This is a genomic window from Mesorhizobium sp. M0208 (assembly GCF_040322015.1).
Taxonomy (GTDB): domain Bacteria; phylum Pseudomonadota; class Alphaproteobacteria; order Rhizobiales; family Rhizobiaceae; genus Mesorhizobium.
Genome location: NZ_JAMYSP010000017.1, coordinates 1 through 11,513, shown reverse-complemented (window position 1 = coordinate 11,513; position 11,513 = coordinate 1). Strand labels below are relative to the sequence as shown.

At 61.6% G+C, this 11,513-nt stretch carries 12 protein-coding genes and 1 pseudogene; 7 read left to right on the top strand and 6 right to left on the bottom strand.

The window, feature by feature from the left end:
• Positions 1-121 precede the first annotated feature (121 nt).
• Positions 122-718, top strand: coding sequence for a cation efflux transmembrane domain-containing protein (locus NKJ17_RS18185; RefSeq protein ID WP_352507109.1), 597 nt, complete (start codon positions 122-124; stop codon positions 716-718).
• Positions 719-1,019: 301 nt separating this feature from the next.
• Here NKJ17_RS18185 and NKJ17_RS18180 read toward each other — a convergent pair whose 3' ends face one another.
• Positions 1,020-1,442 carry a hypothetical protein gene (locus NKJ17_RS18180; RefSeq protein WP_352507110.1) on the bottom strand — a complete coding sequence of 141 codons (423 nt, stop codon included), beginning with the start codon at positions 1,440-1,442 and terminating at the stop codon, positions 1,020-1,022.
• A gap of 189 nt (positions 1,443-1,631) precedes the next feature.
• Between NKJ17_RS18180 and NKJ17_RS18175 the strand changes: the two genes are divergently transcribed.
• From NKJ17_RS18175 to NKJ17_RS18150, 6 genes are all read left to right on the top strand, one after another.
• Positions 1,632-2,444 carry a class I SAM-dependent methyltransferase gene (locus tag NKJ17_RS18175; RefSeq protein WP_352507111.1) on the top strand — a complete coding sequence of 271 codons (813 nt, stop codon included), beginning with the start codon at positions 1,632-1,634 and terminating at the stop codon, positions 2,442-2,444.
• A gap of 570 nt (positions 2,445-3,014) precedes the next feature.
• Positions 3,015-4,529, top strand: a complete 1,515-nt coding sequence (locus tag NKJ17_RS18170; RefSeq protein WP_352507112.1) for a tlde1 domain-containing protein — start codon at positions 3,015-3,017, stop codon at positions 4,527-4,529.
• 363 nt (positions 4,530-4,892) lie between these two features.
• A complete protein-coding gene (locus tag NKJ17_RS18165) occupies positions 4,893-5,678 on the top strand; it encodes a ThuA domain-containing protein (RefSeq protein ID WP_352489914.1) in 786 nt (261 codons plus the stop codon).
• 53 nt (positions 5,679-5,731) lie between these two features.
• The gene (locus tag NKJ17_RS18160) at positions 5,732-6,790 is read left to right on the top strand and encodes a Gfo/Idh/MocA family protein (protein WP_352507113.1); all 1,059 of its coding nucleotides are present in this window, start codon (positions 5,732-5,734) and stop codon (positions 6,788-6,790) included.
• 207 nt (positions 6,791-6,997) lie between these two features.
• A complete protein-coding gene (locus tag NKJ17_RS18155; RefSeq protein WP_352507114.1) occupies positions 6,998-7,354 on the top strand; it encodes a hypothetical protein in 357 nt (118 codons plus the stop codon).
• A 246-nt stretch (positions 7,355-7,600) separates the two neighbouring features.
• On the top strand, positions 7,601-8,032 hold the full coding sequence (locus NKJ17_RS18150) for a DUF6841 family protein (RefSeq protein WP_352507115.1): 432 nt from the start codon (positions 7,601-7,603) through the stop codon (positions 8,030-8,032).
• Positions 8,033-8,056: 24 nt separating this feature from the next.
• On the opposite strand, the gene NKJ17_RS18145 is transcribed toward NKJ17_RS18150, so the two are convergent.
• The 5 genes and pseudogenes from NKJ17_RS18145 to NKJ17_RS18125 form a co-directional block, all read right to left on the bottom strand.
• Positions 8,057-8,785, bottom strand: a complete 729-nt coding sequence (locus tag NKJ17_RS18145) for an amino acid ABC transporter ATP-binding protein (RefSeq protein WP_352507116.1) — start codon at positions 8,783-8,785, stop codon at positions 8,057-8,059.
• Between the two features lie 29 nt (positions 8,786-8,814).
• Positions 8,815-9,489: an amino acid ABC transporter permease gene (locus NKJ17_RS18140; protein WP_352455417.1), complete on the bottom strand. Its 675-nt coding sequence runs from the start codon at positions 9,487-9,489 to the stop codon at positions 8,815-8,817.
• Positions 9,486-10,157 carry an amino acid ABC transporter permease gene (locus NKJ17_RS18135; RefSeq protein ID WP_352689629.1) on the bottom strand — a complete coding sequence of 224 codons (672 nt, stop codon included), beginning with the start codon at positions 10,155-10,157 and terminating at the stop codon, positions 9,486-9,488. Before NKJ17_RS18135 ends, NKJ17_RS18140 begins: the two co-directional genes overlap by 4 nt.
• Before the next feature lie 152 nt (positions 10,158-10,309).
• Positions 10,310-11,098: an ABC transporter substrate-binding protein gene (locus tag NKJ17_RS18130; protein ID WP_352507117.1), complete on the bottom strand. Its 789-nt coding sequence runs from the start codon at positions 11,096-11,098 to the stop codon at positions 10,310-10,312.
• Between the two features lie 109 nt (positions 11,099-11,207).
• Positions 11,208-11,513, bottom strand: a pseudogene (locus tag NKJ17_RS18125) (saccharopine dehydrogenase C-terminal domain-containing protein); the annotation flags it as partial.

Below are 11,513 nucleotides of genomic sequence, written 5' to 3'. Positions count from 1 at the left end.
GGTGTTTTGGTGACAGACGTGCCATGTTCGGCCTAGGCTGGCCTCAAAGCCTGCGAGATCGAGACGGTCGAGGAACGGGACGCCCAGCAATAACATTAACGCCATCACATCGGGGCAGACTATGCAGCAAGCCATTACGTCGGACGGCCTTCGCCGGGTGGTGCTTGTCGTCGCGCTGCTGAACCTCGGTTACTTCGGCATCGAATTCGCCGTGGCGCTGGCGATCGGCTCGGTGTCGCTGTTCGCCGACAGCGTCGATTTTCTGGAAGATGCCTCGGTCAATCTCCTGATACTGCTCGCCATGGGCTGGTCGCTGCGTGCCCGCTCGCGGGTCGGCATGGCGCTGGCGCTTATCCTTCTGGTGCCCGGCCTGGCGACGCTGTGGACCGCGTGGGAAAAGTTCAACATGCCGGTGCCGCCGCAGCCGGCAGCGCTGACGCTGGCGGGGTTGGGCGCCTTGGCGGTCAACCTGTCGTGCGCCTACATGCTGGCGCGCTACCGCCGTCACAGCGGCAGTCTTACCAGGGCGGCATTCCTTTCGGCCCGCAACGACGCCGTCGCCAACATCGCGATCATACTGGCCGGGTTGATAACTGCCTTCCTATGGCGCTCGGCATGGCCGGATTTGATCGTCGGCCTCGGAATTGCGGCGCTGAACGCAGACGCGGCGCGCGAGGTCTGGGAGGCAGCGCGGGAGGAGCACCGAGCCGGTTCGTGAAGCCCAAACGCCCAGCGCGCTGCCGGATTGCCAATCCGCCAATGCGGGCCCCTATACCGGCCAGCAGTCAGCCAGAAACTTGCGCGATCTCTAATATAATCGCACCCTTTCAAAGCGGTCGGAGGGAGAACCGCTCATACGTAAAAATCGGGCGGAAAAACCATGAACAGCATGAGCCTCACCACACTTGGACGAAGTCGACCGGGTCGAAGCGGTGAAACGATGAACCGCTCTAGGCCACGCACGTCATCAAAAGGCCCGCGCTCCGAAAAGGACGCGGGCCGGTTTTCGTCGGCATGCGCTAGGCAGGTATCAAGACGGCGATGCGGTGGATGCCGACCACCTTGCTGGTGTTGGCTGCCGCGTCGGTCTTGCCCTTGGAGCAGGTATATACGTCACCTTCCTTGAGCTTGAATTCCTTGTCGGCTTTCTTGATCGTGAATTCACCGGCGGCAATGGTGCACACCATGTCGTTGTCCATCACCATTGCAGGGGCGGCTGCTCCCGGCTGGAAGACCACATCGACAATTGAGATGCTCTTGTAGGCGGGGATGTCGGAATTGCCGGTGCCGACCTCGACCACCCTGACGCCGGGGGCTATCTCCTTGCCTTCCTTCGGGCCGTATTTCTTGACCTTTGCAGCAGCCGCCAGCGTGAACAAAGGCGTTACCGCTGCCGCCGTCACGCCGAGCGCAATTGCAGACCTGCGATTTAGGGTTTTCATGGCATCCTCCCATTATATTGGCCACGCACCAATGCGCATGACCACAATACATTAGCACATATGCAGGTAATTGCAGCACGACGTTTCGGAGCTTCCGGGAGCGAGACCGCCCCTCGGTCGAATGCGACCGAATAGCAAACAATTCCATGCTATGCTGGCGAGCCATCAAACGGGCGACGGGGGATAGCTATGTTGGAAACGGACAAGGTGTTCGCTGGCTCAATTCCGGAAAACTACGACCGCTACATGGTGCCGTTGATTTTCGAGCCGTTCGCCGCAGATCTTGCACGACGAGCAGCGTCCTTGTCGCCAAGCGCCGTTCTGGAAACCGCTGCAGGTACCGGGGTTGTCACCCGCGCATTGGCGCCAACACTGTCCGCCGATGCAAGCTATGTCGTAACCGACCTCAACCAGCCGATGCTCGACTACGCCGCTTCGCGGCAAGCTCCCGACGATCGCATCAAATGGCGTCAGGCTGATGCTCTGGCGCTACCGTTCGAAAATGCGGCCTTCGATCTCGTTTGTTGTCAGTTCGGTGCGATGTTCTTTCCCAACCGCTCATCTGCCTACCGCGAAGCCCGGCGAGTCCTAAAGCCCGGAGGACATTTTCTATTCAGCGTATGGGATCGCATCGAAGAGAATGTATTTGCGAACGATGTGACGAATGCTCTGGCGAGGATTTTTCCGAACGATCCGCCGCGCTTTCTGGCACGCACGCCGCATGGCTACCACGATACGGCACTGATCCGTAGCGAGCTGGAGGACGCAGGTTTTTCCGGTGTGGTGATCGAGACGAGGGCCGAACAAAGCCGGGCCTCCTCGCCGCGCCTTCCGGCCGTTGCTTATTGCCAGGGCACTCTCCTTCGCAACGAAATCGAGGCCAGAGAGGCGGGGAAGCTGGACGCTGCAACCGACTATGCCGCAGCCGCCATTGCAGACAGGCATGGCAGCGGCAAGGTTGCTGCCAAAATTCAGGCTCACATAGTGATGGCAGTGGTCTAGGTGCTGGATATCCCGCTCCGGCACTTGGCGACATTCAGCTGCTGCGCGGCAAACATCTTGCCGCTGTCCCGAAATCTCAGACGGTAACCGTTCATTCGCCCGAGTGGCAGGTCGACAAGTGCCGGGTCGATAATCACCGGTCTGATCGATCGCCGGGGCTCGATGACGGTGGCTGCCGGCCGCAAGATTCTGGTCGGCCCGGCTTCACTTTCGCAGCCATGGCCGACTCCGCCCAGCAAGGTCTAGTCATTTCGCTTTCTTGACTCGGCCGACAAAAACGGGCAGCAAAGTCATCATTGGACGGCAGTTTTGCCAACTATGCAGGTTTTGGAGGGCGTTTTTTGGTGTGACCGTCGCCCAATCGGCGGTCGGTAGAGGGATTGGTTAACCAACTTTGTCCATCTTTTGAATCAATCGGCAACAGACGCGAAGCGTGCTGGGGGCACCAGGCGAACTGTGAATGTCACGGCTGCGAAATCCGCTAGCCGGCATCGGCCGATTGAGAGTGGTTGAATGGCGTTTGTAAGTGCGAAAACCCGGGGTGACAGTCCTGCAACTGGATTGACTTCGATGAGGCCCGGCCTGCGCTGGGTCGCGGTTCCGGCCGTCGGCGCAGCCATTGCTTTATGGTCGGTGGCGACCTTGGCCGGCCTTTATTCGATGGGAACCTCGCTCACCGCGGCCTCCAACGGTCTCCCGCAAAGCCTGCTCGCGCCGCGCACCATCGCGCTCGCCGATCCTCGCCGCAGCCTTGCAAAGGCGCAGGCCCCGACATGGGCCGCAGCAAACGCGGCGCTGTCGGCCAAGCTGCTGCAGCACGGGTGCGATGCCAACTGCCTGCTGTCAGCTTCGAACTTCGTTCACCAGGGAAAATCGGCGCGTCTCAAGCGCAATACGGTGCCGCTTGTCGCCGATGCATCGCGGCGATCGAGCTTCGACGACGTGGTGGCCAAAGCAGGGCTGTCGCCGCAAAAGCTTGCCGCCGCCTTTGCCCGTGCCGGCTCACCCGTCATGCTCGCAAGCCTGCCGGCCGCCGCCCGGTTCGCCGAGCCGGTACGCATACCCGACCCGAACGGCCCGGCATCCGTGCGCTTCGGGCCGGCGGTGGCGGAGATTGAACGTTCGTCGCGCCTGGCGCTGGCGCTGGCGAATACATTGCCCGAGCAGATGATCGACGTGCTTCCGGCAGCCGTCGTGGCAAGCGAGCCGGCAGCTTCGCAAGGGCCGCAAGAGCCTGAGGTCCAACTGGCCTCGCTGCCGCCGCAGGACGACATGCCCGACAGCGTTCCGCTGCCGACCCTGCGTCCGCAGGCGGACATCGATGAGCCGGCGCCCCAGGCTCAAGCCTCGAAAGACCGGGCGCCAAAGGATCAGGCATCAAAGGCCCAGGCATCAAAGGCCCAGGTAGCAAAAACGGAGCCGCCCCAGAAATCCAGGGCCCAGGCATCCAGGGCGAGCAAGGTCCAGACGGCCGACGCTCCGCCGGTCGAGACGCTACCCGGCAGCCTGTCGCCTCGCAATTCGTCACAAGCGGCAGTGCCGGCCGTGTCGGGCAAACGGTCGAAGACGCAGGGCGGCGACATGCTGGCCTATGCCAAGCCCGACATGCCTTCCGGCGGACTCGGCGGAGCCTTCAGGAACCTGTTCACCACGCCCAACATGGGCAGCGGCGTCGCCGTCTACGACATCTCGGCCAAGACCGTCTATATGCCCGACGGCTCACGGCTGGAGGCACATTCGGGACTGGGCGCGATGGTCGACCAGCCGCGCTACGTTCACAAGAAGAATGTCGGTCCGACGCCGCCCGACACCTACAATCTGACGATGCGCGAATCGCGCTTCCACGGTGTCGAGGCGATCCGTCTGACGCCGGCCAGCGGCAGCAACAAATATGGCCGCGACGGCCTGCTCGCCCACACCTACATGCTGCGCGGCGGGCGCGCCGAATCCAATGGCTGCGTCGTCTTCAAGGACTATGCCCGCTTCCTCGCCGCCTACAAGAAAGGCAAGATCAAGCGCCTTGTCGTCGTGCCGCGCCTGTCGAAGCCGCTGACACGCGTCGCCCAAGAGGGGCGAGGGGCTTAGGTCGTTCGCGGCAGTCCTTCATGGCTTCGTCATCCCAGGGCGGAGCGAACGCGAAGCGGAGCGCAGACCCTGGGATCCATGCCGTTACGTCAGCCGAAGAATGCAACGACGCAGATTGAAAGCCGTTCTGTAGCGATCCCTTTCACCTCCTGTCCTTCCCGCATCAAAAAGTCCCGCCCGTTGCACCGCGGAGAGGTCACGGCATGGATCCCAGGGTCTTCGCGACGTCGCTTCGCGCCTGCTCCGCCCTAGGATGACGAAGCTGGGGAGGTTTGGCCAATCTCGAAGGTTTTCAATCCCGTCCGATGACACTATGAATGACCGGCCGGGGCGGCTGCAGCTTCAAACAATCACGAGGACATCATGACAATACGCGCTGTCGTCTGGGGCGAGAATATCCATGAGCGGACCAATGAGGTGGTCGCCGGCATCTATCCTGAGGGCATGCACGCGACGATCGCCAATGCGCTGAAGCTCGACCCGGAGATTTCGGTGTCGTGGGCGACGCTGGAGCAGAAGGAGCATGGGCTGCCGGCCGACCGTCTGGCCGAGACCGATGTCTTGCTGTGGTGGGGGCACAAGGACCATGGCGCCGTCGCCGACGAAGTGGTCGAGCGCGTGGCGCGCCGCGTCTGGGAAGGCATGGGGCTGATCGTTCTCCATTCCGGCCATTTCTCGAAAATCTTCAAGAAGCTGATGGGCACGCCCTGCACGCTGAAATGGCGCGAGGCGGGCGAGCGCGAACGGCTTTGGGTGACCAGCCCCAACCACCCTATTGCTGCCGGGATCGGCGAGTATTTCGAGCTCGAGAACGAGGAGATGTATGGCGAGCAGTTCGCCGTGCCGGAGCCGCTCGAGACCGTGTTCATCTCCTGGTTCCAGGGCGGCGAAGTGTTCCGGTCGGGGCTGACCTATCGCCGCGGCGCCGGTAACATCTTCTATTTCAGGCCCGGCCACGAGACCTATCCGACCTATCACGACGCCAACGTCCACAAGGTGCTGCGCAATGCGGTGAGATGGGCGCACAACCCCCAAGGCTCCAATCCGGCCATCCTCGATGCGCCGAACGTGCCGGTGGAAAAGGCGCTCGAGCCGATCGTCGAGCGCGGCGGAAAACTTCATTCCGCGGGCGAAGCCGGCTTTCGCTAGACCAAATCCATGATCGAACAAGAAGATAAAGCCCTGTCCTAAGGATAAGAATCATGCGCCTCTTGATACTCGGCACCGGTTGGATGGCGGAGGAGCACGCCAGGCAGTTCGGCAAGATCGAGGGCGTCGAACTGATCGGCGCCGTCGATCTCGACCGCACGCGCGTCGACAAGTTTTCGGACATCTACGGTATCCCCAACCGGTTCGCGTCGCTGGACGAGGCGCTGGCATGGGGCAAGTTCGATGCGGTGGCGAACGTGACGCCTGATCGCATCCACCATCCGACCACCATGATGCTGATCGCGGCGGGCAAGCCGGTGCTGTGCGAGAAACCGCTGGCCGAAAACTTCGAGAAAGCCAGTGAGATGGCCGCTGCCGCCGAGCGGGCCGGCATCATCAACATGGTCAACCTGACCTATCGCAATGTCGCGCCGCTGCAGAGAGCGCGCGCCATGGTGCTGGCCGGCGACATCGGCACGGTCAGGCATGTCGAGGCGTCCTATCTGCAGAGCTGGCTGGTGTCCAAATTCTGGGGCGACTGGCGCACCGATTCGAAATGGCTGTGGCGGCTGTCGCGCGGCCATGGCTCCAACGGCGTGCTGGGCGACGTCGGTATCCACATCCTCGATTTCGCCAGCTATGGCGCGGCGCTCGACATCGACCATGTGTTCTGCCGCCTGAGATCCTTCGACAAGGCGCCCGAAAACCGCATCGGCGAATACGAGCTCGACGCCAATGACAGTTTCACCATGGCGCTGGATTTCAGCAATGGCGCTTTCGGTGTCGTTCATGCCAGCCGCTGGGCGACGGGCCATTTGAACGAACTCCGCCTGCGCATCTACGGCGACAAGGGTGGCATCGAAGTCGTGCACAATCTGACCAGCTCGGAGCTGAAAGCCTGCATCGGCGAGGACATCGAGAACGCCAAATGGCAGGTTCTGGACGCCGGAACGGTGGCGACCAACTACCAGCGCTTTGTCGATGCAGCCCGCAACGGCATCCAGGCCGAACCGTCTTTCCGCCATGCTGCTGAATTGCAGAAGGTGCTCGACCTCGCCGTGGTGTCGGATGAGAAGAGGGCAGAATTGAGCACTCACGCGGACGCGCAATAGGCTTGGGTTCCTCGCCGTAGGGCGGGGCGGTCGACCGATGCTGTTCAACGGCACAAGCAGCGGAAGCATCTGGCTGCATCGCTTGCATATGCCTCGACGCTGCTCATAATGTGCGGACAAGGCATCGCGACTCTATCGAATCGCTAGAAAACCGATGGATAAATGAGCAAACCAGATCGCTAAATTCTTCTTTGCATAGGTATTTAGATGATCCAATCTTCCCATAAATTTAAAGAACGCACGTCCTTTGAAAGCGCAGAATCGGTTTTAGCGGCTATTCTAGTTTTATGTCTCTTCGCTGCGATTCTCGCCTTCTTCCATTACAATCCTGAGCTCCGATCAGCCATTGCCGGGGCTTTTCGGCCGTCTGACAATTTCATCGCGACCGTGGAAAGTGACCCATTTGCTGTTCTTGGCGTCGTCAGCCTTTCCCTAGTTGCCTTTGTCGCAACGCTATTTTTTCTTATTACAACATGGTCTATTGCGACGAGATCCATTCACTTGTTATCTGCACGCTTCCTCGCGTCGGCCAACCGCAGTGTTGAGTCAGATAAAGGCAATTGAGCGCACGATCGGTCTCTCCAATAGGACGTCAAATCTTTGCCGATAGATCCGCACCTCCGGATAAGTCCAACCACCCATCTGGGCCATCGGTGGCAACCAACTGACTGAATCTAAGCCTCAATGCCGCAGGATCTTGCTCCGCCCTGGGACGAAGTCATGATTGGCTGAGGGGCAATCGCGGATGTCGGAGATCGGCGGAGCGTTTCCTGGTCCCACCCAACATAGCCGCACCTGGGAGATGAAACTATGGAGACCAGCGTAAGGAAGCTATTCGAGCGATATGAGCGCTTTTTCAACCAGTCCCTCGGCGGCGACATGGACATGGATGAGGTCGCATCGCTGTATGCTTCGGACTTCATAGCGGCTTCGCCCGCCGGGGTCATGACTGGAAAGAACGATAAGCAATTCAAGCAGGTCATGGCGCAAGGCCATGCGCACTATCGCGCGATAGGGACGAAGGAAATGCGGATACGCAATGTCCGGCTCTCGCCGATAGACGAACATCATTGCGTGGCTCATGTCGCCTGGACAGCAACCTATGCCCGCAAGGATCAATCGAAGGTGGCGATAGATTTTGACGTCCACTACCTCGTGCAGAAGTTGGACGGCGAGCCGAAGGTTTTCGGCTGGATATCGGACGACGAGCAGGCGCTGTTGAGAAAGCACGGCATCGTCTGAGGTCCGCTTTCTCCTGATGCCCCCCTAATGCCGCAGGATCTTGCTCAGAAAAGCGCGGCTGCGGTCGGTCTTCGGATGCGAGAAGAACTCGTCCGGCGTGCCGCTCTCGACGATGGCGCCGGCGTCCATGAACACCACCCGCTGCGCGACCTTGCGGGCAAAGCCCATCTCGTGCGTCACCACCATCATGGTCATGCCTTCCTCGGCCACCGCGACCATGACGTCGAGCACTTCCGAGATCATCTCGGGATCGAGGGCCGAGGTCGGCTCGTCGAACAGCATGATCTTGGGGCGCATGCCGAGGCAGCGGGCGATCGCCACGCGCTGCTGCTGGCCGCCTGAGAGCTGCGCCGGATAGGCGTCGATCTTGTCGGCAAGACCGACCTTGGCGAGCAATTCGCGCCCGGCCATTTCGGCCTCGGCGCGCGGGATCTTGCGGACATGGATCGGCGCCAGGGTGACGTTCTCGAGCGCCGTCTTGTGCGGATAGAGGTTGAACGACTGGAAGACGAAGCCGATCTCGGTGCGCAGCCGCGTCATGTTGGTGGCGGCGTCGCCGAGGCGCTGGCCGTCGACCGTCAGGTCGCCGTCGCGGATCGTCTCCAGCCCGTTGATGCAGCGGATCAGGGTGCTCTTGCCCGAGCCGCTCGGGCCGCAGACGACGACCACTTCGCGCGGCTCGACGCTCAGCGTGATATCCCTGAGCACGTTGAGCGTGCCGAACCATTTGTTGACGCCGCGAAATTCGATCATGCCAGTGCCATTTTTTTTAAGGTTCGACATCACAACTGCACCTCGCCATGCGCCGCGCCCATGCGTTGCTCCAGCCGGCGGGCCAGCATGATCAGGGGGTAGCAGACGATGAAGTAACCGAGCCCGACGAGGAAGAAGACCAGCAGGCCGTTGGGTACACGCTGCACCACCAGCCAGCCGACGCGGGTGAGGTCGGTGAGCCCGATGGCCGAAACGACGGAGGAATCCTTGATCAGCAGCACATATTGCCCGACCAGCGGCGGCAGCACGATGCGCATCGCCTGCGGCAGCACCACCTGGCGCATGCGCTGCCAGCGCGACAGGCCGGACGCAAGTGCTGCCTCGACCTGGCCGGTCGGCACCGAGCGGATGCCGGCGACGACGATCTCGCAGATGAAGCAGGCGGCCAGGTTGGTCAGCGCAATGATGCCGGCGGTGAAGGCGTCGAGCTCGATGCCGAGTTCCGGCAGGATGAAGAAGATCAGGAAGATCTGCACCAGGAACGGCGTGCCACGGATCAGGTCGACCCAGGCACCGATCGCGCCGCTGATCAGCCGGTTGCCGCCGGTGCGCAGGATGCCGAGGCCGAAGCCGAGCAGCGTGCCCAGCACCAGGCTGATCAGCGACAGCACCACGGTCATGCCGAGGCCGCGCAGCGCCAGGGGATAGCTGCCGGCGACGCTTTGCAGCTGCTGCCAGATCATATCCGTGCCCCCGCGAGGCCGAGCCAGCGCCCGGAGAGCGCCGCCAGTCCCTTCAGCCCGTAATAGAGCAGGAGGTAGAAGGCGGCGATGGTGATGAAACCTTCCGCCGGCATGAAGCGGTCGGAGGCGAGCAATTGTCCGGCGCGCGTCAGCTCGGCAACCGAGATCAGCGACAACAGGGCGGAATCCTTGACCAGCACGATCGCCTGGCCGAGCAGCGGCGGGATCGTCACCTTGAACGCCTGCGGCAGGATGACGAGACGCATGCGCTGGACATAGGTCATGCCCGAAGCGACGCCGGCCTCGACCTGGCCGCGCGGGATCGACAGGATGCCGGCACGGATGATCTCGGCGACATAGGCGCCGCTGTTCAGCGACAAAGCGAGGATGCCGACGACGAACTCGGGCAGGATAAAGCCGAGCCGCGGCAGGCCGAAATAGAGGAAATAGAGCTGCGCCAGTAATCGCGTGGCGCGCACCGCGTCGATATAGGCCTTGGCCGGGACGCGGAACAGCCGGCCGCGCTGCAAATTCATCGCGGCGAGCACGATGCCGACGGCGAGCGCGCCGGCAAAGGACAGGACACACAGCCACACGGTCGTGACGAGGCCCTGCCCGAACAGGGGCAGATATTGGACGATGGTGCGGAAGCTGAAGTTTTCGAGCATGGTGAGTGGGCAGTAGTGAGTAGGCAGTAGTGAGTAGTGAGTAGTGAGTAGTGAGTAGTGAGTAGTGAGTAGTGAGTAGTGAGTAGTGAAGGTGTCCGGAATGGCCATCCCTACTTCCTACTTCCTACTTCCTACTCCCTACTCCCTATCCGTTAGTGGTCTTTCTTCCAGGCGTCGGAATTCACCCAGTAATCGAGGTTCTTTTGCAGGCGGCCGTCGAGGCTGACCTGGTCGAGGAACAGGTTCATCCAGACCAGCAGGTCCTGCTCGTCATAGCGCGTGGCGAAGGCCAGCGGCTCCTTCGACAGCATATCCGGCATGATGGTGAAGCTGCCGGCTGGGTAAGCGGTCGACTGCCCCTTGACCGCCGAGACGTCGTTGACGCCGCAATCGGCCTGGCCGTTATTGACGGCGTCGAGCAGCAGCGGGCCGCCGCCCTTGTAGCTCTTGATGTCGGCATCGGGGAAGGCGGCCTTGGCTTCCTTCTCGCCGGTGGCGCCGAGCAGCACCGCGATCTTGGTGCCTTTGGCCTTGCAGTCCTCGGTGGACTTGAAGGCGGTCCCAGCCTTGGTGAAGACGGTGCTGCCCGTGTACATGTAAGGCTTGGTAAAGGCGACCTTCATGCCGCGCGCCAGCGTCGGCGTCATGTCGGCGACCAGAAGATCGGCCTTGCCCGACAGCAGCGCCGGGATCAGGCCGTCCCAGTCGAAGTCGAGGAAGGTGATCTTGACGCCCATTTCCTTGGCCATCAGTTCGGCGAGTTCGACCGAACTGCCGGTGCGTTCGCCGGCAGCACCCACCAGCGAAAAGGGCGGGCCTTGCGTCTGCACCGCAACGCGCAACTCACCGCGCTTGGTAATCTCGTCGAGGGTTCCGGCACTGGCGGCAGCGGTGAGGCCGACGAGCGCAAGTCCGGCGATGAAAAGCTTGGCAATCTTCATTTGGGCATTCCTCCTTGTTGTCGTTTGTTGTTCCACTTGTTGTTTCACCCCATCGGGTGCTTTTTGAGCGGCAGCGCCGTTGCCGGCGGCAACCACCGTTCGAAAATCTTCAATCCCAGCTCACCGTTTCGGCGACCTTGATGCCGCGCCTGGCCAGCTCGTCGAGGAAGCGGCCATCGGGCACATGCAGCAGTGGGTTGAGCAGGCCGGGCGTGGCGATCTCGCGCCGTGCCAGCATCTGCGCCACGATGCTGGCGGGATAGCCGACGCCAAGGCTCATGCCGAACAGGCCGGAGGCGAGGTCGCGTTCGATGACCAGCTCCGAGGTCCTGAGCGGCCCGAGACATAGGTGACGATTTGTACCGGACACATAGGTAACACTTTTCGGTTTTTGCCGGGAGGTGTTGATGCCGTG

Bases quoted from the DNA above. Each gene is read 5' to 3' on its own strand.
- NKJ17_RS18135 (WP_352689629.1), bottom strand. From the start codon at position 10,157: ATGCTCGAAAACTTCAGCTTCCGCACCATCGTCCAATATCTGCCCCTG.
- NKJ17_RS18165 (WP_352489914.1), top strand. From the start codon at position 4,893: ATGACAATACGCGCTGTCGTCTGGGGCGAGAATATCCATGAGCGGACC.
- NKJ17_RS18185 (WP_352507109.1), top strand. From the start codon at position 122: ATGCAGCAAGCCATTACGTCGGACGGCCTTCGCCGGGTGGTGCTTGTC.
- NKJ17_RS18155 (WP_352507114.1), top strand. From the start codon at position 6,998: ATGATCCAATCTTCCCATAAATTTAAAGAACGCACGTCCTTTGAAAGC.
- NKJ17_RS18145 (WP_352507116.1), bottom strand. From the start codon at position 8,785: ATGATCGAATTTCGCGGCGTCAACAAATGGTTCGGCACGCTCAACGTG.
- NKJ17_RS18175 (WP_352507111.1), top strand. From the start codon at position 1,632: ATGTTGGAAACGGACAAGGTGTTCGCTGGCTCAATTCCGGAAAACTAC.
- NKJ17_RS18160 (WP_352507113.1), top strand. From the start codon at position 5,732: ATGCGCCTCTTGATACTCGGCACCGGTTGGATGGCGGAGGAGCACGCC.
- NKJ17_RS18180 (WP_352507110.1), bottom strand. From the start codon at position 1,442: ATGAAAACCCTAAATCGCAGGTCTGCAATTGCGCTCGGCGTGACGGCG.
- NKJ17_RS18130 (WP_352507117.1), bottom strand. From the start codon at position 11,098: ATGAAGATTGCCAAGCTTTTCATCGCCGGACTTGCGCTCGTCGGCCTC.
- NKJ17_RS18170 (WP_352507112.1), top strand. From the start codon at position 3,015: ATGAGGCCCGGCCTGCGCTGGGTCGCGGTTCCGGCCGTCGGCGCAGCC.
- NKJ17_RS18140 (WP_352455417.1), bottom strand. From the start codon at position 9,489: ATGATCTGGCAGCAGCTGCAAAGCGTCGCCGGCAGCTATCCCCTGGCG.
- NKJ17_RS18150 (WP_352507115.1), top strand. From the start codon at position 7,601: ATGGAGACCAGCGTAAGGAAGCTATTCGAGCGATATGAGCGCTTTTTC.